The sequence below is a fragment of the Oleiagrimonas citrea genome, from assembly GCF_012395255.1.
GTDB classification, from domain to species: Bacteria; Pseudomonadota; Gammaproteobacteria; order Xanthomonadales; family Rhodanobacteraceae; genus Oleiagrimonas; species Oleiagrimonas citrea.
The window spans coordinates 138,384-161,054 of the sequence record NZ_JAAZQD010000006.1 but is presented as its reverse complement, the minus strand read 5'-3'; the positions used below and the strand labels follow the sequence as shown (position 1 = coordinate 161,054).

Here is a 22,671-nt window from a genome sequence, read left to right as displayed (position 1 = left end):
GGCGTTCAGTCCGCCGGAACGCAGCGCACGCCGGCCCAGTCGCGCAACGCCTGCACGCGTTCGGCCATCAGCACCGACAGCGGCCGCGTCGAACGCAGTGCGTTTTCGAGCAACGCCTGATCCAGCACGCCGACGCCGCCCACGGTGTCGTAGAGCGCGCTGACGATGGCCTGCTCGATCTCCGCGCCGGAGAATCCTTCGCTGGTTGCAGCCAGCGCCGCCAGATCGAAGTGGGCGGGATCGAGATCGCGCTGTTTCAGGTGCAGCGTGAAGATCTCCTCGCGTACCGCCGCGCTGGGCAGGTCGACGAAGAAGATCTCGTCGAAACGGCCCTTGCGCAGCAGCTCCGGCGGCAGCTGGTCGACCGCGTTGGCGGTGGCGACCACGAAGACCCGCGCCTTGTGCTCGGCCATCCAGGTCAGCAGGTAGCCGAGCACGCGACGCGACACACCGCCGTCATCGCCGCCACCGGCCAGACCCTTCTCGATCTCGTCGATCCACAACACGCACGGCGCCAGCAATTCGGTCGACTGCAGCGCCTCGCGCAGGTTGCGTTCGGTCTCGCCGTGGAACTTGTTGTACAGCGTGCCGAAGTCCAGCCGCACCAGCGGCGCACCGAGACCACCGGCAATGGCCTTGGCGGCCAGGCTCTTGCCGCAGCCCTGCACGCCCAGCAGCAGCAGGCCCTTGGGCGGGTCCAGCTTCGGCACGTCCTCGCCGCCGAGGAACACCGGCCGGCGACGTTTCACCCATTGCTTGACGCGGCTCAGACCGGCGACATCGGCGAAGCCCGCCGTGTCGTACTCGAAATGCAGCAGGCCGGAACGGTTCAGCAGTTCGAACTTGGCCTGCATCAGGCGTGGCAGATCGTCGGGGCCCAGCGCGTCGTCGTCGTGGATCAGCTTGCGCACGATGCGGCGTGCGTCGGCACGGGTCAGGCCCAGCAGGTTGCGCACGATCAGGCGCGCGGCCTCGCCGTCCACCTCCAGCTTGCGACCGGTCTTGCGCTGCCAGGCCACCGCTTCGCTGCGTACCAGGCCGGCCATGGCCTTGAGGTCGGGCAGGCTCAGGCGCACCGTCGTCGCCAGCCGCTCCAACTCTTCCGGCAGTTCGATCTTGGCGCCCACCAGCACCAGCGTGTGCGGCGCACTGCGCTGGCGCTGCACGATCTCGCGCAGCATGCGCCGCGTCATCGCGTAGCCCAGATACGGGTGTGCGTCGAACAGCAGGTAGATGCCCGCCGTGTCGTGTTCGCGGATCGCCTCCAGCGTGCGCGATACGTCCGGCGCGACGCTGGCCTCGGGCTGCTCGAAATCGAGTCGCGTCAGGCCGTCGGTGATGGTCCAGCGCCATAGCGGGCGCAGGTGCTGGCCGATCACGTGGCGGAAACTCTCGATCACGCGCTGCTCGTCGAGGGTCTCGATCACGATCAGCGGCGTCGACGCGCGCACCAGCGTGCCCAGGTCGTTCAGATTGTTCATGTGTCCCCCGATCTTCAGCGCGAAAAGATAACAGAAGCGCGCATGCGGTCATGCCGGTTTCGAGCCTGCAGGTGTAACCTGAGAGACCCGATCCGCACCGGAGCCATGCACCATGCGCACGCTGTTCGGACTCTTTCTTGGCGCGCTTGTCTTCACGGCGCACGCCGCGCCGCCCATCCAGCGGCTGAGCCTGCCGCCCGGTTTCCATATCGCGGTCTACTCGGACGACGTGCCCGGCGCGCGCGAACTGGCGCGCGGCCCGGATGGCACGATCTACGTGGGCTCGAACAACGGCCGCGTCTACGCGCTCACCGACCGCAACCACGATGGTCGCGCCGACACCGTGCACGTGCTCGCACGCGGACTGCGCAACCCGATCGGCGTCGCCTTCCACCATGGCGACCTGTACGTGTCGGCGGTCGACCGCATCGTGGCACTGCGCGACATCGCCGACCATCTCGACGATCCGCCGAAGCCGCAGTTGGTGACCGATCGCCTGCCCGACAAGTCCCATCACGGCGGCAAGTTCCTGGCCTTCGGCCCGGACGGCAAGCTGTATGTGCCGGTCGGCGCGCCCTGCAACATCTGCGCCCCGCCGCTGCCATTCGCCGCGCTGTGGCGCATGAACCCGGACGGCAGTCATCGCGAACTCGTCGCACGCGGCATCCGCAACACCGTCGGTTTCGACTGGCAGCCGGGCAGCGGCAAGCTGTGGTTCACCGACAACGGCCGCGACATGATGGGCGACGACCTGCCCAGCGACGAACTGAACCGCGTCGACCGCCTCGGCGAGCACTTCGGCTATCCCTACTGCCACCAGGGCGACACGCCCGACCCGGAATACGGCAAGGGCCATCCCTGCAAGGACTACGCGCCGCCCGCGGCCAAGCTGGGCGCGCACGTGGCCGCGCTCGGCATGCGCTTCTACACCGGGACAATGTTCCCCGCGCGCTTCCACGGCGCAATCCTGATCGCCGAGCACGGCTCCTGGAACCGCACCAAGAAAAGCGGCTACCGCGTGATGGCCGTGCGCGTGAAGGGCAACCGCGTGCTGCAGCAGGTTCCGCTCGTCACCGGCTTCCAGCAGAACGAACGCGCCTGGGGTCGCCCGGTCGACGTGCTGCCGCTGCCCGACGGCAGCGTGCTGGTCAGCGACGACCTCGCTGGCGCGGTCTACCGCGTGACCTATTCGCCGCCGCATTGATGCCGGCGCGAGCCGACCCAATCTTCCTCACCGTTCCCAGCAAGGAGATGCCATGAAATTCCGCAGTGACAGTTTCGCCCACGGCGATCCGATCCCCACCGAATTCGCCTTCGGCAAGATCGGCGCGCCGGTCGAACTCTCCGACAACCGCAGCCCGCACCTGGCCTGGTCCGACGCGCCCGAGGGCACCCGCTCGTTCGCGCTGATCTGCGTGGACCCCGACGTGCCGAGCAAACCCGACGACGTCAATCAGGAGGGCCGCGAAGTGCCCGCCGACCTGCCGCGCGTGGAGTTCGTGCACTGGGTCATGGCCGACATCCCGGCCGAATGCGGCGAGTTCGAGGCCGGCGCATGCTGCGAGGGCACCACGCCCCACGGCAAACGCGACCCGGCCGGCCCGCCCGGGTCGAAGCAAGGCATCAACGACTACACCGGCTGGTTCGCCGGCGACGAAAGCATGTCCGGCGACTACTACGGCTACGACGGCCCGTGCCCGCCGTGGAACGACAGCATCATCCACCACTACCACTTCAAGCTGTACGCGCTGGACGTGCCGAGCCTGGGTCTGGACGGGCGCTTCGACCTGGCCGACCTGCGCCGCGCCATGGACGGTCACGTGCTGGCCGAGGCCGAGTGGATGGGCACCTACACGCTCAATCCCCGCCTGGCCGGATGATCGCGTCACCACAGGGGTTCAGCAACCAGTCACCTTGCTGAACCCTCGCGGCCGCACCATGAAAGCGTTCAGGACGGATGCACAGCCGCGCTTCCAGGATGGTCGAGTCGATGCCACGACGATGCATCGACGCCGCGATACGGCGGCGCAATCAGAAGGATTTGCACATGCTTTCTTGGGCCATCACGTTTCTGATCATCGCCATCATCGCCGCCGTGCTCGGCTTCGGCGGCATCGCTGGCGCGGCAGCCGGCATTGCCAAGATCCTGTTCATCATTTTCCTGGTGCTGTTCATCGTCGCCCTGATCCGCGGTCGACGCACATAGCGCCTCCCACGCACGACACAGGAGAACATTCCCATGGCAAGCAAGAACAAAGAGAACGAAACGCATCCGGACTTCGACGAGCGCATCGCCGAAAGCGCCGAGCGCCTCAAAGAGCGCGAGTCGGCCGCCCTGCACGCCACCCGCGATGCGGTGGTCAGCGGCACCGAGCGCACCGAACGCGCGCTGCACCGTGCCACCGACGCCACCGCGTCCGCCGCGCAGCGCACCCACGACCGCGCCGCGCGCCTGGGCGAAAAGGGTCAGGAGAAATGGGCCGAGGGCCGGGACTACGCCGAACAGTCGCTGGATCGCGTGTTCGACTACGTGCGCGAGAACCCGGGCAAGTCCCTGGCCATGGCGGTAGCCGGCGGCTGGCTGCTCGGCAGCATCCTGCGTCGGCGCTGATCGGTGCAGTCGCCCGAAAGCGACGGCCCGGCGGAACCGGACGACGCGCCGCAGGACGCACCTCGCGACGAGGATGCGTCCGCGGATCGTCTGGACATTCCGGCCGCCTGGGAGGCCGCGCGAACGCTGTTCGACGCGACGCGCGAATTCGCCGTCGCGCTGTTCGCGCTCGCCCGCAGCGAACTGCGTCTGGCGCGAGTCAGCTGGCCGCTGGTATTCGCGCTGGTGGTGGTGCTGGTCGGCCTCAGCCTGTCGCTGTGGGCCAGCCTCATCGCGCTGATCGGCTGGGGACTGTACCTGCTGACCCACTCGGTCGGGCTGGCGCTGGCCGCACTGGTCGGCGTGCATGTCGTGCTGCTGGTCGTCGCCCGCCTGCTGCTGCGCCGCACCGCGCGCAACATGACCATGCCGGCCACCCGTGCCGAGATGCGCGACCTGTTCGCGCGCGCCCGGCGTGCTCCCGAGGATCGATAAAGCAATGCGCTACCGACGTGCCCTGATCGAATGCCACATGCGCCGCGCCGAAGCCACTGAGCAACGCCGGCGCGTCCGCGCGGCCGTGCAGACGCTGGACCGCCAGTACCGCGCCGCGCCGGCGCTACCGCTCGGCGTCGCCGCCCTGGGCGGCTTCCTGCTGGGCCGCCACCGCCCGGACTGGCGTCCGCCGCGCCGCGCATGGTCGCTGGCCTGGCGCTGGGGTTTCGGCTTCCTTCGCGGCGTACTGTAATGAACCGGCATCGAAGGCTTCACCACGACGCGGCGTCGTACCGCCGCGCCGGGAGAGGGACATGACGCAAGAACGGCCATCCGGCGAATCCAGGCTGCCGGCCACGCCGGGCGATGCGGCGGAGAAAGACGCCCGTCCGCTCGAACTGCGTCGCCCCACCCAGGCCATGAGCCTGATGCTGACCGCGCTGCTGGTGCTGGCGCTGCTCTACACGCTGGCGCTGAGCCAGACCCTGGTCGTGCCGCTGATGCTGGCGATGTTCCTCGGCCTGGGCCTGAACCCGCTGGTCGCCAGTGCGGCGCACCTGCACATTCCGCGTTTTCTTTCGGCGATGGTCGTGATGCTGGCCGTGGCCGGCGGTTCGGTCGGCGCAGTCACGCTGCTGGCGCCGCCCGCGGTGAAGTGGCTGCAGCAGGCGCCGAGTGCGATCCGTCACGATCTGGCACCGAAGATCAAACCGTTCACGCGCAAACTCGACGAGGCCAACCGCGCCACGCAATCCCTGGTCGGCAGCGGCACGCGGCATACGGCCGCGCCGCGGCCGGCACGCTTCGATGTCTGGGACGTCATCGCCATCACCCCGCGCGTGCTGGCGTTCGCGCTCACCGTCGGTCTGCTGGTTTTCTTCTTCCTGATCTTCGGCGACCGCATGCTGCTGAAGCTGGTCGAGGTTTCGCCTTCGTTCGCCAGCAAGCGGCACGTGGTCACCATCGTGCGCAGTATCCAGGCCGAGGTGTCGCGCTACATCTTCACCGCCACCTGCATCAATTTCACACTGGGCGCTTTGACCGCGCTGATCCTGTGGGGCCTGAAGATGCCCGATCCGCTGCTGTGGGGCGGTCTGGCGGCACTGGCCAACTTCGTGCCCTACGTCGGCGCGATCAGCATGACGCTGGTGCTGACGGTGGCCGGCAGCATGCACTTCGACCACCTGCTCAATGCGCTGGCCCCGGCGCTGAGCTTCGCCGCGCTGACTTCCGTCGAGGGCAACCTGGTCACACCGATGATCATGGGCCGACGCATGCGCCTGTCACCGGTGGCGATCCTGATCTGGCTGTTGCTGTGGGCGTGGATCTGGGGCATCGCTGGCGCGTTGCTGGCGGTGCCGATGCTGACCACGGTAAAGCTGATCGCCGAACACATCCGCGGCTGGGAGTGGTTCGCCCACCTGGTCGGGCGCTAACGCTCAGGCGCCGCCCGGAAGCAGCAGCAGCAGGGCCACGCCCAGCGCGATGCGGTAGATCGCGAACGGCGTGAAGCGGTGCGTGCGAATGTAACCGAGCAGCCACTTCACGGCGATGAAGGCGACGATGGCCGAGACCACGAAGCCCACACCCAGCGCCGTCCAGTCCTCGTGCGCCGCACCGCCGTCGTGCAACACCTTCAGCATTTCGTAGCCAGTCGCCGCGTACATGGTCGGGATGCCGACCAGAAACGCGAATTCGGTGGCCGACTCGCGGTTGCTGGTGCCGAACAGCATGGCCGCGAAAATGGTCGCGGCCGAGCGCGATGTGCCGGGGAAGATGCCGGCAACCATCTGCGCGATGCCGACCAGGATCGCCACGGTCCAGGTAATCTCGCGCCGGTCCGGCTTGCGCGCGGCGACCTGCTCGGCCGCCAGCATCCAGAAGCCACCGACGATCAGCGCCCACGCCACCGGCGTCACCGTCTCCGGCAGCTTGAAGCCGTGCTTGACCGCGATCAGCCCGAGCACGGCGGTGATGAGGAACGCGACAATGAGCTTGAACAGGTAGTCGCGGTTGGCCGGATCACGCCACTGCGTCAGCAGCTGCCAGATGCGCTTCCAGTAGATCAGCGTCACCGCCAGGATCGCGCCCGCCTGGATGCCGACATTGAACAGGTCCGAACGCGCGCCCAGCCAGCGTTCGGCGATCAACAAGTGGCCGGTCGAGGAGATCGGCAGGAATTCGGTGATGCCCTCGATGATGCCGAGGACGATGACGCGGATCAGGTCGTGCATGGGCGCGGGGTCCGTCGCAAAAAATCGCAGTGTACGCGCAACGCCGTCGGAAATCGGGGCAAAAAACGGGCAAATCGCGCGATGAACCCGTCACTCGGTGACTTTCGCCTTGGCTCCAGCCGCTTCCCTGCGACATGCCTCGTAATCTGCACCAGCAATTCGCACGATGTGCATGAGGCATGCGGTGCGGGTCCCGCCCCATACGCTCACGGGTGCGCCTGCACCGGAACTTGTGTCTTATCCGCCCCCGGCCGAATGATCGGCGGGGACGCTCAGGCCGCCAGCTGATCGAAGGCCGTCGGCGTGCGATCCACGCCGAAGCGGAAACTCGACGCGGCCACCCCCATGAAACGCTCGCCATAGACGCATACCGCCGGATCATCCTGCGCCGCGCCCAGCACCACCATCAACGGGATCAGGTGATCCTCGCGCGGATGAGCTTCGCGCGCCGAGGGCGCCTGCGCCCAGTGCATCAGCGCTTCGCGCCGCGCCTCGGGGCCGGCGGCCAGGGTTTGCCGTAGCCAACCGTCAAACTGCATGGCCGGCTCCGCGCCGGCGGGGCCGAACTTCGACAGATTGTGGTAGCTCAGTCCGCTGCCCACGATGAGGATGCCCTCGTCGCGCAGCGGCGCTAGCGCCTGGCCCGCGCGCCAGTGCTCGGCCGGGTCGTAACCGTGTCGCAGCGACAGCTGCACGATCGGCATGTCTGCATCCGGATAGATCGGCTTCATCATGCTGAACGTGCCGTGGTCGAAACCGCGTTCAGCATCGGCGCGCGCAGGCAGATCCGCCGCGGACAGTAATCCGTGCACACGCTCGGCCAGGGTCGGCGCACCTGGCGCCGGATACTGGATGTGATACAGGTATTCGGGAAACCCGTAGTAGTCGAACACCATGCCTGGTGCAGGCGAGGACGACACCGTGTACGCGTCTTCTTCCCAATGCCCGGTCACCACCAGTACCGCACGCGGCCGCTCCGGCAACTGGGCAGGAAGATCCTGCAACGACCGTTCCAGCAGGCGGTAGTGTTCGCGCATCGGCCCTTTCATGTACGGCCAGGGGCCGCCGCCGTGGGAGAGGAAATAAGTGGGAAAACGCGGCGCGCTCATGACGGGTTCTCGTGATGTCGACGCGGGACCGCGAACCCACCGGTCCGGGGTCACGTGCGCGTCCGGCTGGATCTTCCCGCCCAGCTGCCGGCGCGCCACACCGGCGTGCGTCAGGGACCGGTGATGTCACCGATGTTGGCGTCGCGCTGGAAGTTTGCAATCGAAAAAGCGCGAACAAAGCGTTTCCCGATCATGCCGAGCGATCGCCCCAGAGCGAACGATGCCATCCATGGCGGGCTGGACACGTGCACCGGAATCACCATGCTTGTGCAAGCTGTAGTTCTTTTGCATGAATTTGGTGCAAAAAGTGGCCCTGGCATCCGTCTGCACCGCATGGCGACGCGCTTTGCCCGTGGCATGCCCTATGCTTAAAGGGCACTGTCTCTCACCCATCAACGCTGGATGCCTCCATGACCGCCAACGCCGTACTGAAACTGATCAAGGACGAGAACATCGAGTTTGTCGACTTCCGCTTCGCGGACATGCTCGGCAAGCAGCATCACGTCACCTACCCCGCGCACACCGTCGACGAGTCGACCTTCGAGGACGGCAAGATGTTCGACGGCTCGTCGATCTCCGGCTGGAAGGGCATCAACGAATCCGACATGATTCTGATGCCGGATCCGGACACGGCGCTGATCGATCCGTTCAGTGGTCACAAGCAGCTGATCCTGACCTGCGACGTGCTGGAGCCGTCGACCATGCAGGCCTACGGCCGCGATCCGCGCTCCATCGCGCGCCGCGCCGAAGCCTACCTGAAGTCCACCGGTATCGCCGACTCGGCCTTCTTCGGCCCGGAGCCGGAATTCTTCGTGTTCGATTCGGTGCGCTGGCAGAACGACATGGGCCGCGTGTTCTACGAGATCGAGTCGCAGGAAGCCCACTGGAGCTCGCGCTACAAGTACGAGGAAGGCAATGCCGGCCATCGTCCGGGCGTGAAGGGCGGCTACTTCCCGGTCAGCCCGGTCGATTCGCTGGGCGACCTGCGCGCGGACATGTGCAAGGTGCTGGAGGAGCTGGGCCAGGTGGTCGAAGTGCACCATCACGAGGTGTCCAACGCCGGCCAGTGCGAGATCGGCACGCGCTTCAACACGCTGGTGAAGAAGGCCGACGAACTGCTGATGATGAAGTACGTGGTCAAGAACGTCGCCCACGAGAACGGCAAGACCGCCACCTTCATGCCCAAACCGGTGGTCGGCGACAACGGCTCCGGCATGCACGTGCACCAGTCGCTGTCGAAGGGCGGCGAGAACCTGTTCGCGGGCGACCTGTACGGCGGCCTGTCGCAGACCGCGCTGTGGTACATCGGCGGCATCTTCAAGCACGCCAAGGCCATCAACGCCTTCGCCAACGCCACCACCAACAGCTACAAGCGCCTGGTGCCGGGCTTCGAGGCGCCGGTGATGCTGGCCTACTCGGCGCGCAACCGCTCGGCAAGTTGCCGCATCCCGTACGTGTCCAGCCCCAAGGGCCGCCGCATCGAAGTGCGCTTCCCCGACCCGATGCAGTCCGGCTACCTGACCTTCACCGCGCTGATGATGGCCGGCCTGGACGGCATCATGAACAAGATCGACCCGGGCGCGCCCGCCGACAAGGATCTGTACGACCTGCCGCCGGAAGAGGAGAAGAACATCCCGCAGGTCTGCTCCAGCCTGGATCAGGCCCTGGAAGCACTGGACAAGGATCGCGACTTCCTCAAGGCCGGCGACGTGTTCACCGACGACTTCATCGACGGCTACATCGCACTGAAGATGCAGGAAGTGACCAAGTACCGCGCCTCCACGCATCCGCTGGAGTTCTCGATGTACTACTCGTTCTGATCGCCTCGTGGATCGATCATGAAAAAAGGGGCGCTTCGGCGCCCCTTTTTCATGAAGCATGACGCACGCCGGATCAGGAACTGTTCGCCTTCTCCGGTGCGGCCAGATGCGCATGCAGAAAGTCCAGCATGTGCGTGTAGAAGTCCTTGATGTCGTCCCGTCGACTCAGGCCATGCCCTTCCCACGAGTATTCGAGGTATTCCACCGGATGCCCCGCATGCCGCATCGCATGCCGCATTTCGCGCGCGTACTTCAACGGTACACGTCCATCCATGGCTCCATGGGCAAGCAGGACGGGCACCTTGATGCGGTCGGCAAGCTCGGCGGGCGAATGCGCCGCCAGCTCGCGCTTGTCCAGCCCGAGTACCGTGTGCAGGTAGTGCATGCCGTAATCGCTGCGATGGATATCTCCCCAGCGATACAGACGGGCGAGATCGTAGACACCCGCGTAGCCGATCGCGCAACGGTAGAGTTGCGGTTGCAGCGCCGCTCCCATCAGTGCCGCGTAACCGCCGTAACTGGCACCGTAGATGCAGATGCGATCGGGATCGGCCAGGCCCTGCTTGATCGCCCAACGCGTCGCGTCGGTGACGTCGTTCTGCATGGCCTTGCCCCATTGGCGATAGCCACGCTCGACGAAATCGAGACCGCTGCCTCCAGAACCGCGAAAATTCACATGCAGCACCGCATAGCCATGCGTCGCCAATAGCTGGGTCTCCGGGTCGAACGTCCAGTCATCGCGAATGAGGTACGGCCCGCCGTGCACGATCACGACCATGGGCGCATGCCCGCTCACGCCACGCGGCAGCGTGACGAAGCCGTGCAACGTGAGGCCGTCGCGCGCTTGCATCGTGAAGGGCCGCGTCGGCAGCAACTGCTTCGAATCCAGGTCCGGACGGGCGTCGAACAGATGATCCAGCTTGTGCGTGGCACGATCGAGCAGATAGAAACGACCCGGGTTGCGGTCACTGACGACACGCACGACGACGATGTTGCCGTTGTCGGAAGCGCTTTCCACGATGACCCTGCCATCGGGGAAGGACTTGTTCAGCGCTTGATGCCATTTGGCATCCACGCCTGTCGTGAAGTAGCGCGCACGCGGGCGTCCCGGTCCATACCAGGCGCCGATCATGCCGCGCCCGTCGAACGAACGAATCACCGTCAATGGATCGGAATCGGGATCATGTAGCAGCGGTGTGCGCTTGCCGGTGGCGAAATCGTAGCGTTCCAGCACATCGGTACCCGTCACCTGCTCCGTATCCAGCACGGCGCTGCGGTTGTCGCGGGCAATGCCGAGCGGAATCACGTCGACATGGGACACGTCGCTATCGTTGACCAGCTTCCACTTGCCCTTGCCCTGACGTAGGTACAGACGACTGCGCGCGTTCTTGTCCCACCCCAGTGCAAAACGCACGGTGCCGGCGTGATCGATGCTGAACAGATACGTGTGCTTGGGCGCGGTGGCCAGCAATTCGCTTTTTTCGTCGTCATCGAGAAGATTGATGCGACGCACGCAGTTGCCTCCGGGAAAATTCCCGCACGAAGACACCAGGACATGCCGATCGTCGCCATCGATGGTGCCGAGAAAATCGTCCGCGAGAATCCTGGGGTGCTTCTTGTGCAAATCGACCAAGTACAACCGCGGCTCGACGATGGAGACGTTGTATCCGGCCAGACGCCGATTGGCCGACAGCAGCAACCGCTCGTTGCCGAGCCAGGTCAGCTCGCCGACTTCACCGCGCGAACCCGGATCTACCTGCGTGATCGGCTTGCGGGTCGCGCGATCGATCACAGTCACCCGGGTGCCGTCGTCCACCCGATAGGCAATGGCCAGCTTCGATCCATCCGGCGAAACTTCGACCCGCTCGTATCGGTTCCGCTGAAACAGCTGCGCGACCGTAGGCGGCGCGTGCGCAAGTGCGGCCGCATTCATGGCCAGCATGGCAATGCAAGATGCAATCATTTCCCTGTCCCGCAATCTGGACGGACCTTGGCCTGTTCCAAGCGATCGGAACGGCATGGAGGTGGCGACATCCTACGAATATCACCTGGCTGAGCGCGGCCCCGGCCGGTGCGATGTCGCACCGGCCGGGGAATTCGCTCAATGGAACGGCGTCTCGAAGCGGAGCTGGATCGACTGGTCGCGACGGGTCGCGCTGTCGAACTGACTCTGGTACTCGATGCGGAAGCTGGTGCCGCCATCGGTCTGCGTCTCCAACCCCAGGCCGACCACCGTGTGGTTCTGCGCACGGCTGCCGACATTCACGCGGTACAACGGCCCGGCCAGCAGGTCGGCGTAGCGCATGACCGCGCTGCTGTCGCCCTGGAAGTCATGCCGGTACTCGATGCGCAGCATCGGCACCAGCACGCCGAAGTCACGCTTGAACGCGCGACGCAAACGCACACCCGCCGCACCCGTGGTGGTGTCGATATTCTGGCGTTCGTAATACAGCGAGTACAGGTTGTCGCCGCTCTCGGTGTAGGCATCAAGCGTGGCCGAAGCCATGTCCAGACGACCGTAGGGTGAAACCTGCAGACCGTTGTCGCCGGCGTATTCGTAGGTCAACGTCAGCGCGCCGAAGGACTGCTTGCCGTCACGCTGGCCGTGCACGAGGTTGCCATTGGCCGTGACGTAGCGCCGCGCATCGAAGGACAGCAGCTGATACCCGGCCAACGCATCCAGATACAGCGACTCGGCCGGCTGGTAGCTGGCATAGAACGCCGCGCTGTAGGCATTACCCGTGCTGCGGCTTCCCTTGTGGCCGATGTCGCTGGAATCGTGGCCGAAGCCGATGCCTGCGCCGAGCACGAAACTCGAGGACAGGCGCCGATCCGCACCCAGGCTGATGCCCGACGTGTTGAAGTCGATGCCGTCGACGCTGGTACCCGGTTTCTGCGCACCGAAGTTGACTGCACCGCCGACCCAGAAATGCATGGCGTTCGGATCGGACGCGCCGTGCGTATCGACCGGCGTCTCATCGGCATCGGCCGGCTGCATCAAATAGCGGCGCTGCATCTGCGAGGCCGGCATCAGCTCCATGGCGCCATTCATCGGATTGTTGCGCATCCGACTGCTGGCGGAGGTGAAGCTCAGACTGTTGCTGAAGCGCCCTTGGCTTCCACCTTCGCCGTGCAGGGCTTCGAGGCGACTCTCGAAGTTGTCCAGCTGGCCGCGCGCAAAGCGTCGGGTGCTGTCCGTCTGTGCGTTCAGCAGTCCGCGCACTTCGGCGTCCTTGCTCGGGTCCGGACGCGCGGTCACGTGGATCGTGACCGTGGCGTTCGCCGACGTCGCATACGCGTTCTTCAGCGTATAAACGACCTTCACTGTGCCCGAGTACATGCTGGACGGCGTGAACTGCAACTGATATCCGCCACCGCTGGCCGCCTGAATCTGACCGTTGCCCGCCGTACTCGGCGAGATCGAGACCAGATTCGCGCCGGTGAACGGTCCGCCGGTGGCCTTGTCGGTCAGGTTGACCGTCACCGGCGTGCCAGCCATGGCATTGGCGCTGAGATCGGGCGCCTGCGGCAGCGGGTTGATCTGCACCGCGACCGTCGCCGGCTGCGAGGTGCCATATGCGTTGGTCAGCGTATAGGTGAAGCTGTGCTTGCCGGAAGCCGTGGCCGGCGCGGCATAGGTGATCGTGGTGCCCGAAACGGTCGCCGTCCCCACGTCCGGCAGCGTCGCAATGGCGACACTGGTGTAGGGCCCGCCGCTGGCGCCGGCGGTCGCGTCGATGTTGACCGACTTGCCGCCCAGCACGGTCACCGACTGGTTCTTGGCAGTCGGCACGGCCAGCGCGGTCACCGTCACGGTCACCGTGGCCGCCGCCGAGGTACCGCCCGGTCCGGTGGCCTTGTAGGTGAAGGTGTCGGTGCCGAAGAACGTACCCGTCGGCGTGTACACCACCGACGTTCCATTGACCGTGGCGGTGCCGTGCGAAGGCGTGCTGGCCAGGGCGATGCTATTGATCGTGCCGCTGTCGTTGCTGGTCACGGGAATAGTGACCGCCTGCTGCGACGGGGTGCTGGCGGTGTCGTCGCTCACGATCGGCGGATTGCTGCCCACGGTGACCGCATAGGCCTGGCTGCCCGAATAGGGCGCGGCACTGCCCGTCGTGGCGTCGGTCGCAGTCACCGTGAAGTTGTAGGGTCCGGCCGCCGCCGGCGTACCGCTGATGAGGCCGCTTGAGGACAGGGTCAAACCGGTCGGCAGCGAACCCGAGGTCACCTGATAGGTGTAGGGCGCCGTGCCGCCACTCGCGCTCAGCTGCTGGCTGAAGGCCGTGCCCTGCTGCAGGTTCGGCAGCGTGCTCGGCGTCAGCACGATCGTGGGTGCACCCACGGTCAGGTTGTAGGTCACCGATGCGGTAGCTGGCGAACCGGCGCCGGTGCTGCTGTCGGTCGCAGTCACCTGGAACTGGAATGTGCCGGCTGCAGAAGGCGTGCCGCTGAGGACGCCGGCCGCCGACAGACTCATCCCCGACGGCAACGCACCCGAAGTCACCGCGTACGTGTACGGAGCGATGCCGCCGGAAGCAGTGAGTGCTTGATTGTAGGACGTGCCTGCGGTCGCGCTCGGCAACGTGCCCGGCGACAGACTCATCGAAGCCGCATTGATCTGCAGCGCGAACGACTGGTTGACGGTGAACGGCGCATTGGTGCCGGTACTCGAATCGGTACCCCTGACGGCCAGCGTGAAGGAGCCGCTGACCGTGGGCGTGCCCGAGATCGTGATGCTGGTGTTGTTGAAACCGGTGACGCTCAGACCAGCCGGAATGCCGGTGATGCTGTAGCCCTGATACGGCGCCTTGCCGCCGCTGAAGGTGAAAGTCTGCGTGAAGGACTGGCCCACGGTGGCCGTCAGCGACGTGCCGCCGCTCGAACTCGTGATCGCGAGCGTCGGGGCGGAGACGGTGATGCTGACCGTGGCCGGCGCCGAAGTGCCAGCCGAATTGGTGCCGGTGTAGGTGAACGAATCGGCGCCCGTGTAGCCGGCGGTCGGCGTGTAGGTGATGGTCGTGCCACTGGCCGTTGCGGTGCCGTGGCTGGCAGGCGAAGCGACGGCTACCGACGTGGGCGTGCCGCCGGAGAAACTCGTCGAAACGACATTCGCCGTGCTGCTGTAGGGCACATTGATCGTGACCGGATTGGCCACCGGCACGATCGGCTGGACATCGAGCGTGTACGAACCGGAAACCGTGAACGGCGAGCCCGTGCCTGTCGAGCTGTCGGTCGCGGTCACGGTGAAATTGAACGTGCCGGCCTCCGTCGGCGTACCGCTCAACTGCCCCCCGTTACTCAGCGAAAGACCGTTGGGCAGCGTGCCGCCGGTCACCTGGTAGTTGTAGGGGGTGCTGCCGCCGCTGGCCGTGAACGACTGGCTGTAGCTGCTGTTCTGCGTCGCAGCGGTCAGGGTCGTCCCCGAGACCGGGGAAATCGACAGCGTCGGAGCAGCAACACTGACCGTATATCCCTGTGAGCCGGAGAACGGCGCACCCGTGCCCGTGCTCTGGTCCGTCGCCGTGACCGTGAAGCTAGCCGAACTGGTCGCCGACGTCGGCGTGCCGGAAAGCAGGCCGCTGCTGGACAGACTCAGGCCGGCCGGCACCGTACCCGAGGCCGCGAACGTGTATCCGCTGCCCTGCGTGCCGCCGGATGCGGTGAACTGCTGGCTGTAGGGCACGCCGACTTGCATGTTGGATATCGCACCGGGACCGACCGTGATGGTCGGCGCGTTCACCGTCATGCTGATCGAGGACGTGCTGCCGACAAAGTTGTTCGCATCCTTCGCCTGAACGGTGAAATTGAACGGACCGGCTTCCGTCGGCGTGCCGCTCAGCGTGCCGTTCGACGACAAGTTCATGCCGGCCGGCAGACTGCCCGCCGATACCGAATAGGTGTACGGCGTGGCGCCACCGCTGGCCGTGAAGCTCACCGGGCTATACACCACGCCCACGGTGGCGTCGGAAACCGAGTTCGGCGTGACCGCGATGGTCGGCGCATTCACCGTCAAGGCGATCGACGGCGTGGTACCGATGAGATTATTCGCGTCCTTTGCCTGGACCGTGAAATTGGACGTTCCCGCCACCGTCGGCGTGCCGCTCAGCGTGCCGTTCGACGACAAGTTCATGCCGGCCGGCAGGCTGCCCGTCGAGATCGAGTAGGTATACGGCGCGGTACCACCGGTGGCCGTGAAGTTCGTTGAGGGATAGGCCGTGCCAGCAGTACCGGCAGAGACCGTAGTCGGCGTCACGCTGATGGGCGCGGGATTGATGGTGACATTCACCGTGACGATGTAGCCCCCACCGTCATTGAATGTGAACGTGTCCGACGTGGCGCCGTCGCCATTGTTGGCGTAATAGATCTGTACGTTGTAGTTGGGCGGCGCAGCATTGTTGTGCGTAACCGTGCCGTGGGCCGTAGAGACCGGATCGCTCATGATGATGCCGGCAGGTGCACAGTCGTTGTAATCAGCCGTGAGGTCGATGGTGTAGGTCGCCCCCGAGTCCACGGTGATGTTGATCGGGGACTCGGCCGAACAATTGGCAAGCGCCGTTCCCGACCACATCGTTGCAGCGAAAAGCACCAGCAACGCGCTGAACATACGCATACAACCGGACACACGGCTGCGCTTCGTGCGCACACGAAATACATCGGTCATCGACGACAACATGATCCACTCCCTGGCGCCCCGGCGTCGACTCGCCCCGTGCACGGATCCATTCGAGTGATCAGGCACGCCATCTTTCCCCATGAGCAAAACGGTTCCATTCCTAGCGAACCGATCCCCTTATTGCGCGGGCAATTACAACAGTTCTTTTCCACACAAGGAAGTACTTGGCAAAAAAAACAATTTCCGATCACAGCATTACGCTTGGTCAAAATATCGCTTGTCACCGCGATGCAATTGGATGCACACTCAGGAACTCAAATTCAGCCCGGCACCATTGGGGACCCATACGGATGAGGGGGAACGTCGGATGAGCGAAGTATTCCTCGGGCAGATCATGCTCGGCGGTTTCAATTTCGCGCCTGCGCATTTCGCGCTCTGCGATGGACAGATCCTTCCGATCGCGCAGAACCAGGCACTCTTTTCACTTCTCGGTACGCAATACGGCGGCAACGGCACCACGACGTTTGCCCTGCCGGACATGCGCGGGCGCGCGCCGCTCGGCGCCGACCCGAACAACGGCTACGTGCAAGGGCAAGCCAGCGGTGCCGAGAACGTCACGCTGACGAACAGTACCCTGCCGGCACACGTCCATGCCTTCATGGGCAGCACCGCCGACGCCGCGGTTCGATTGCCCACGGATGCGCTCTATGCCAAGACCAGTGGTGAGAGCCTCTACGCCGCGCCGGGTACTCAGGCCACGCTCGCATCGCAGACCGTCACCCCTTCGGGCGGCAGTCAGGCGCATAACAACATGCAGCCCTACCTGGCGACGAATTTCTTCATCGCCCTGAGCGGCATTTTCCCGTCGCGCAGCTGATGCCGGCCGCGGCGTGCCGCGGCCCCAAAGACTTTGGAGCATGACCATGAGCGAACCGTTCGTCGGCGAAATCCGCTTGTTTTCCTTTCCGCGCATTCCCAGAGGCTGGCTTTCCTGTGATGGAACGCTACTGCCCATCTCTCAATACGATGCGCTCTTTTCCCTGCTTGGCACTGTATACGGTGGCGATGGCCGGACCACTTTCGGCTTGCCCGACCTCCGTGGTCGACTGCCGATTGGCTTCGGCAACGGCAATGGCTTGACGCCACGACCGATCGGTCAAAAGGGCGGTAGCGAGACCGTCACGCTTCTCAACACGCAGATCCCGCAACATTCGCACCCTTTCCACGCCACTTCGGCGGCGGCTTCGAGCGATACCCCGTCCCCCAGCGTGCAACTGGGCACACCGAGCAACTCGGACACCATGTACGTCAGCGACATCACGGGACTTTCGCCCTATCCGCTCCAAGCCTCCGCGGTCGGTCCCAGTGGAGGCAACCAGCCGCACGACAATTGCATGCCCACGCTGACGGCTTCGTACTGCATTGCCTATGTCGGCATCTATCCGTCGCGCAGCTGAACCAGACGCAAGCCTGCACATTGTCTTGACGCTTTCGGGGACTTCATCATGACCACACCGTTTATCGGCGAAATCCAGCTGTTCGGCTTCAATTTCGCACCCGTAGGATGGGCGACCTGCGCGGGCAGCCTGTTGCCCATCTCGCAGAATACGGCGCTTTTCTCGCTCATCGGTACCGCATACGGCGGCAACGGACAGAGCACCTTCGCATTGCCCAATTTTCAGGGACGCGCACCGACCAACCAGGGGCGCGGACCGGGTTTGAGTACGCGAACGGTCGGCGAGCCGTTCGGCGAACCGCAAGTGAACCTCATCGGCTCGGAAATCCCGGCACATAACCACGAACTCAACCTTTACGTGCAGCGTGATCCGAGCAAACGTTCAACCGACCCCCAAAACGGGTACGCGCTGACTTTCCCGGGTAACGTTCCTGCATTCGTCACCGGAGCGCAGCCGGATACGTCCTTCAATGCGAACAGCATCGGACCGGACGGCGGCAGCCAGGCGCATGAAAACCGCCAGCCCTACCTCGCCGTGAATTTCTGCATCGCCTTGCAGGGCCTCTACCCGTCCTTCAGCTGATGCCGAAGAAGTCGCAGACCCTGCCGGATTTCCCAGCAGGGTCGACGACGCATCTGCAGACGCCCTCGGCGCTGCATCAGAATGGCTACGTGCTTCGGCACGCCGGCGCTGAGGATATTCCCTTTCTCCGGCACCTGTACGCGCAGACCCGCAGCGCCGAACTGGCCGCAAGCGGGTGGCCACAGGCATTGCGCGAGCGTTTCCTGGCCGATCAGTTCGCGCTGCAGCACACCCATTATGTCCGGCAGTTCGCCGATGCCGAATTCCTGGTGCTACTCGAAGAAACCCGTGCCGTCGGACGACTCTATCTGGATCGCCAGGACCCCGACTTCCTGATCATCGATATCGCGCTGCTCGACGAGATCCACGATCGGGGACTCGGCTCCGCTCTCATCATCCACGTACAGCAGACTGCAGCCCGAGCGGGCTGCGGCGTGCGCCTGCATGTGGACCTGCGCAATGAGGCGGCCTACCGGCTCTATCTCCGCCTGGGCTTTCGCGAAACCGGCATCGAAGGCGCCCACCGCGCCATGCGCTGGGACACCGACGTCAGTTGAACACCGCCTGATACAGGAATCCCGCGCGCTCGCGCGCGATCGGCACCAGGAAAATGCCGAATTCGCCGGTCGCCTCGTGATGCATGCGGTAGATACGCTGCGGGAACAGGATCGCTGCCTCGTTGCGGAAAAGCAGTGAGAATGGATCGCGGGCCTGACCGGACTGCGTGGTCGGTGCATTCACCGGTCGCGCTTCGACCAGCACGAACGGCGCGTTGCCCTCTCCCTGATCGAGGCTCACCGTGAACGTCTCGTTCACACGCGATGCGAAATCGCCGAGCTGCATGACCTGCATGTCTTCCTCTCCCTGTTTGATCAATGCAGCATGCCAAGGGCGGCGGCACGGTTCAATGTATTTGTCATCGTGATGCCCGCATCCGTACTTCGCGATGCCACGTTCCGCCCGAGCCACCGCTTCGCGCACAGCCATGCTTGCACGCATGACCTTGCGTTTCCCGATGGCGAATATCCGCGTGTTGCGCGCCTGGCTGACTGCACCGCACACCGTGCGCGCGGACGCGCTGCGCGAATTCCTCTGGTTCGGCCTGAAGAAAGCCGTCAGCTGCAGCTTCGCAGGCGGCTTCTTTCTGGTGCTGGCTGCATCGCGTGCGCTGTCGGCTGCGCCTCTACCTCGCTACGACGCCATTCTGCTCGGGGCCATCGCGCTGCAAGCCGCGATGCTGTGGACCGGCCTGGAAACGCGTGACGAACTGAAAGCCATCTGCCTGTTCCACCTGCTCGGCTTCGCGCTGGAGGCGTTCAAGTCCAACCCGGCCATCGGCTCCTGGAGCTACCCCGAATTTGCCTACAGCAAACTGCTCGGCGTACCGCTGTACGCCGGGTTCATGTATGCCGCGGTAGCCAGTTACATGATCCAGGCCTGGCGCCATTTCGATCTGCGCCTGCACGATGCGCCCGATCCGCGACGCAGCGCCGCCGTGGCGATCGCGATCTACGCCAACTTCTTCACCCACCACTTCCTGCCCGATCTGCGCTGGCTGCTGGCCCTGCTGTTGCTCGGACTGTACCGCCGCACGCGGGTGTACTTCACGCCGTGGCGACGACGCCTGTGGATGCCGCTGCCGCTGGCGTTCGTGCTGATCGGCTTTTTCCTGTGGCTCGCCGAGAACGCGGCGACCTTCCTCGGCGCGTGGACCTACCCCGATCAGCACCTGAGCTGGCGCATGGTGCACGCGGGGAAGATCGGTTCCTGGGCACTGCTGGTGGTGATGACCTTTGTGATCGTGGCCGACCTCAAGGGCCTCAAGCAACGCCTGCATCGCGCCGTTCCGCCAGCTGCGCGCATCGGCCGACAGGCACCGTAGGCTAGGTCGCCACGCGCCCGGATGCGACTACGCCGGTCGACGCGGAACGCAACCAGCGTGCACGCAGACCTCGTTCGCAAGGTTGTGAAATCCAGCGCGCCACGACCCAACCCAGGCCTCCGGCCACCAGCAGAATCGGTGGATACCACAGAAAACCCGTCGCCAAGGGTCGACCCACTGCACGATAAAGATCCACGGCCACGAAGACCACGAACATGTGGGTCAGATAGATCTCGTAACTGAGCCGTCCGCAAGCACGCAGCCAGCCGAAACCCGGAAGCGGCCGCCGTGCAGCCGGCGCTACGGCCGCGCGCGCATGCAGGCCCAGCACCAGCGTCACGGTCGACAGCACCAGCAGCAACATGACGCCGTTGCCCAGATACGGCCACAGCAGATCGCCTCGGAGCAGCAATCCGGTCAGCACCAGCCCGCCGCCGATGACCATCGCCCTTGCTGCCGAAGCGGAAGCCTGCCAGCGCGCGGCCAGCAACGCGCCGAGCACGCCGCTGGCGATCGCCGACATCCCCGGCAGATACGCTTTCTCCATCCAGATCTCGTTGCCCGCAGCCAGACCGCGCGTGTACGGCAGCGACAGCACCAGCAGCACCAACAGCGGCGCCATGAAGCGCACACGCCGCAGCAGCAGACACAGCAACGGGAAACCGAGATAGAACAACTCCTCGATCGACAGCGACCACAGCACATCCCAGTTGCCGGGCAAATAGCCGGTATGCGCCTCGTACACATTCAGATACAGACCGAACGCCGAGGCGACCGCACCACCCAGCGATTGCGTCGAGCGGTGGATCACGTAGTCGTGTATGCCAAGCTCGTGCAACAGTCCGAGCACCGCGATCAGCATCACCAGCAACGGCACGATGCGCGCGAAACGCCGCACGTAAAAGTCGCGCAGATGCACTGCTCCGAGCGTCCCCCATCGTTGCAGCGCGTTGCGCGTGATGAGGAAGCCAGACACCACGAAGAACACATACACCGCCGGCAGACCGTTGTAGATCAGCGCCTTCAGCAGCCACGTCGGCAGCACTTCGCCCAGAGCGGTGCGATGCAATGGAATGCGCAAACCGATGTGATTCATCACCACCAGCAGGATCGACACGCCGCGCAGCAGGTCGATGCCGGCGTTGCGGGCAAGCGGGCGGGAATCGGTAGATGTCATCGGTACGAAGTGAAAGTCGGCACGACAGTGTGCCCGGAGGCACAAGAGGTTCCAACTGCGACTCAAGATGCCCGTATCTGCCGAGCCGGCTCTGGCACGCGCGTCCCGCCTGTATCGCGTCAAGATGCCGACACCGTCCACCCACAGACGTGCCGTCTCGTAGTGCAACGTCCTCGGCGCATTGCAGGACGCGTGACATCGCACTAGATTGGTGCAATGTCCGCACCGTTTTCAACCGATGATCTCGGCATCCTGGCCACCGGCATCGCCCTGCTGGACCGCAATCTGCGCGTGCTCTGGCTGAACGATGCACTAGCCGAGACGCTGGAAGTCGGCGTGCGCAGCCTGCGCGGACAGGACTTCTCAGCGCTGGTGGCCGAACCGGGTTTCGCTGAGCAGGTGGCCCGCGTGCTGGCCGAGCAGCCCCAGGTGCGCCTGCGCGCGGTCACCCTTCACACGCTGCACGGCGGAAGCCTGTGCGCGGATCTGGATCTGCAGGTGCGCGCGCCGGACACGCTGCTGCTGGAAGTCCACGCGCTCAGCGACAACGCCGGCACCGACACGCCGCTGTCGGCCACGCTGCGCGGCTTCGCGCACGAGGTGAAGAACCCGCTCGCTGGTCTGCGCGGCGCGGCGCAACTGCTGCAGCGACGCGTCGAAGACGCCGGGCTGGCCGACCTCGCCGGCATGGTCATCGCCGAGGCCGACCGCCTGGCCACGCTGGCCGACCGCCTGCTGCGACACGGCGGCCGGCCGCAGCTCGGTCCGGTCGACATGCACGCGGTGCTGGGCCGCGTCGAGGCGGTGCTGGACGGCCAGACCCAGGCCCCGCGCATCGTCCACGACTACGACCCCAGCCTGCCCGCCGGTACCGGTGACGCCGACCGCCTGCAGCAGTTGCTGCTGAACCTGGCGCGCAACGCGGTCGAGGCTGGCGCACAAACGCTCACCTTCCGCACCCGCATCGAACACGGCCTGCGCCTCGGTGACCGCATACTGCGTACGGCGCTGCGCGTGGACGTCATCGACGATGGCGGCGGCGTACCCGAAACGCTACGCGACACGCTGTTCCAGCCACTGGTCTCCGGCCGTGCCGACGGCACCGGCCTCGGCCTGGCGCTGGCGCGCGAAACTGCGCACGAACACGGCGGAGAACTGCGCTGCAGCAGCCGACCCGGCAACACCGTTTTTTCCCTGTACCTGCCGCTGGGCGACGCACATGCCTGAC

At 65.2% G+C, this 22,671-nt stretch carries 22 protein-coding genes; 15 read left to right on the top strand and 7 right to left on the bottom strand.

Features of this window, described 5'->3' with window-relative positions; translation table 11 throughout:
* Window positions 1-5 precede the first annotated feature (5 nt).
* Complete coding sequence (locus HF690_RS14280) at window positions 6-1,481, bottom strand: AAA family ATPase (protein ID WP_168609917.1); 1,476 nt, start codon at window positions 1,479-1,481, stop codon at window positions 6-8.
* Window positions 1,482-1,593: 112 nt separating this feature from the next.
* Here HF690_RS14280 and HF690_RS14275 point away from each other — a divergent pair, with 112 nt between their 5' ends.
* From HF690_RS14275 to HF690_RS14245, 7 genes are all read left to right on the top strand, one after another.
* Window positions 1,594-2,685 carry a PQQ-dependent sugar dehydrogenase gene (locus HF690_RS14275; RefSeq protein ID WP_168609916.1) on the top strand — a complete coding sequence of 364 codons (1,092 nt, stop codon included), beginning with the start codon at window positions 1,594-1,596 and terminating at the stop codon, window positions 2,683-2,685.
* A 52-nt stretch (window positions 2,686-2,737) separates the two neighbouring features.
* Entirely contained in the window at window positions 2,738-3,361 is a 624-nt protein-coding gene (locus tag HF690_RS14270) for a YbhB/YbcL family Raf kinase inhibitor-like protein (RefSeq protein ID WP_113065444.1), read from the top strand.
* Between the two features lie 167 nt (window positions 3,362-3,528).
* The gene (locus HF690_RS14265; protein WP_113065610.1) at window positions 3,529-3,687 is read left to right on the top strand and encodes a DUF1328 domain-containing protein; all 159 of its coding nucleotides are present in this window, start codon (window positions 3,529-3,531) and stop codon (window positions 3,685-3,687) included.
* 33 nt (window positions 3,688-3,720) lie between these two features.
* Window positions 3,721-4,092: a hypothetical protein gene (locus HF690_RS14260; protein WP_168609915.1), complete on the top strand. Its 372-nt coding sequence runs from the start codon at window positions 3,721-3,723 to the stop codon at window positions 4,090-4,092.
* Between the two features lie 3 nt (window positions 4,093-4,095).
* On the top strand, window positions 4,096-4,566 hold the full coding sequence (locus HF690_RS14255; protein ID WP_168609914.1) for a hypothetical protein: 471 nt from the start codon (window positions 4,096-4,098) through the stop codon (window positions 4,564-4,566).
* A 4-nt stretch (window positions 4,567-4,570) separates the two neighbouring features.
* Window positions 4,571-4,819 carry a hypothetical protein gene (locus HF690_RS14250; RefSeq protein ID WP_113065447.1) on the top strand — a complete coding sequence of 83 codons (249 nt, stop codon included), beginning with the start codon at window positions 4,571-4,573 and terminating at the stop codon, window positions 4,817-4,819.
* 61 nt (window positions 4,820-4,880) lie between these two features.
* Complete coding sequence (locus tag HF690_RS14245) at window positions 4,881-6,002, top strand: AI-2E family transporter (protein ID WP_240151786.1); 1,122 nt, start codon at window positions 4,881-4,883, stop codon at window positions 6,000-6,002.
* Between the two features lie 3 nt (window positions 6,003-6,005).
* Here the strand turns inward: HF690_RS14245 and HF690_RS14240 are convergent, their stop codons facing one another.
* Both HF690_RS14240 and HF690_RS14235 read right to left on the bottom strand, forming a co-directional pair.
* Window positions 6,006-6,800, bottom strand: a complete 795-nt coding sequence (locus HF690_RS14240) for an undecaprenyl-diphosphate phosphatase (protein ID WP_168609913.1) — start codon at window positions 6,798-6,800, stop codon at window positions 6,006-6,008.
* 272 nt (window positions 6,801-7,072) lie between these two features.
* Window positions 7,073-7,909 carry a DODA-type extradiol aromatic ring-opening family dioxygenase gene (locus tag HF690_RS14235; RefSeq protein WP_168609912.1) on the bottom strand — a complete coding sequence of 279 codons (837 nt, stop codon included), beginning with the start codon at window positions 7,907-7,909 and terminating at the stop codon, window positions 7,073-7,075.
* Between the two features lie 54 nt (window positions 7,910-7,963).
* Here HF690_RS14235 and HF690_RS14230 point away from each other — a divergent pair, with 54 nt between their 5' ends.
* Window positions 7,964-8,281, top strand: coding sequence for a hypothetical protein (locus HF690_RS14230; protein ID WP_168609911.1), 318 nt, complete (start codon window positions 7,964-7,966; stop codon window positions 8,279-8,281).
* A gap of 38 nt (window positions 8,282-8,319) precedes the next feature.
* Window positions 8,320-9,729 carry a type I glutamate--ammonia ligase gene (glnA, locus tag HF690_RS14225; RefSeq protein WP_168609910.1) on the top strand — a complete coding sequence of 470 codons (1,410 nt, stop codon included), beginning with the start codon at window positions 8,320-8,322 and terminating at the stop codon, window positions 9,727-9,729.
* A gap of 73 nt (window positions 9,730-9,802) precedes the next feature.
* Here glnA and HF690_RS14220 read toward each other — a convergent pair whose 3' ends face one another.
* A complete protein-coding gene (locus tag HF690_RS14220) occupies window positions 9,803-11,692 on the bottom strand; it encodes an alpha/beta hydrolase family protein (RefSeq protein WP_168609909.1) in 1,890 nt (629 codons plus the stop codon).
* Window positions 11,693-11,830: 138 nt separating this feature from the next.
* A complete protein-coding gene (locus tag HF690_RS14215; protein ID WP_168609908.1) occupies window positions 11,831-16,405 on the bottom strand; it encodes a putative Ig domain-containing protein in 4,575 nt (1,524 codons plus the stop codon).
* 307 nt (window positions 16,406-16,712) lie between these two features.
* On the opposite strand from HF690_RS14215, the gene HF690_RS14210 reads away from it, so the two are divergent.
* Genes HF690_RS14210 through HF690_RS14195 form a run of 4 tightly spaced genes read left to right on the top strand, consistent with a single transcriptional unit; the run spans window position 16,713 to window position 18,941 of the window.
* Window positions 16,713-17,222: a phage tail protein gene (locus HF690_RS14210; RefSeq protein ID WP_113065456.1), complete on the top strand. Its 510-nt coding sequence runs from the start codon at window positions 16,713-16,715 to the stop codon at window positions 17,220-17,222.
* A 46-nt stretch (window positions 17,223-17,268) separates the two neighbouring features.
* The gene (locus HF690_RS14205; RefSeq protein ID WP_113065614.1) at window positions 17,269-17,802 is read left to right on the top strand and encodes a phage tail protein; all 534 of its coding nucleotides are present in this window, start codon (window positions 17,269-17,271) and stop codon (window positions 17,800-17,802) included.
* 48 nt (window positions 17,803-17,850) lie between these two features.
* Window positions 17,851-18,384, top strand: coding sequence for a phage tail protein (locus HF690_RS14200; RefSeq protein ID WP_168609907.1), 534 nt, complete (start codon window positions 17,851-17,853; stop codon window positions 18,382-18,384).
* On the top strand, window positions 18,384-18,941 hold the full coding sequence (locus HF690_RS14195) for a GNAT family N-acetyltransferase (RefSeq protein WP_168609906.1): 558 nt from the start codon (window positions 18,384-18,386) through the stop codon (window positions 18,939-18,941). The genes HF690_RS14200 and HF690_RS14195 overlap by 1 nt, the downstream gene beginning before the upstream one ends.
* On the opposite strand, the gene HF690_RS14190 is transcribed toward HF690_RS14195, so the two are convergent.
* Window positions 18,934-19,236, bottom strand: coding sequence for a DUF6916 family protein (locus tag HF690_RS14190; protein ID WP_113065459.1), 303 nt, complete (start codon window positions 19,234-19,236; stop codon window positions 18,934-18,936). The two genes, HF690_RS14195 and HF690_RS14190, sit on opposite strands and share 8 nt — an antisense overlap.
* A gap of 145 nt (window positions 19,237-19,381) precedes the next feature.
* Between HF690_RS14190 and HF690_RS14185 the strand changes: the two genes are divergently transcribed.
* A complete protein-coding gene (locus HF690_RS14185) occupies window positions 19,382-20,266 on the top strand; it encodes a DUF817 domain-containing protein (protein WP_168609905.1) in 885 nt (294 codons plus the stop codon).
* Between the two features lies 1 nt (window position 20,267).
* Here HF690_RS14185 and HF690_RS14180 read toward each other — a convergent pair whose 3' ends face one another.
* A complete protein-coding gene (locus HF690_RS14180; RefSeq protein ID WP_168609904.1) occupies window positions 20,268-21,443 on the bottom strand; it encodes an acyltransferase family protein in 1,176 nt (391 codons plus the stop codon).
* A 216-nt stretch (window positions 21,444-21,659) separates the two neighbouring features.
* Between HF690_RS14180 and HF690_RS14175 the strand changes: the two genes are divergently transcribed.
* The gene (locus HF690_RS14175) at window positions 21,660-22,670 is read left to right on the top strand and encodes a two-component system sensor histidine kinase NtrB (protein WP_168609903.1); all 1,011 of its coding nucleotides are present in this window, start codon (window positions 21,660-21,662) and stop codon (window positions 22,668-22,670) included.
* The last annotated feature ends 1 nt before the right edge of the window (window position 22,671 follow it).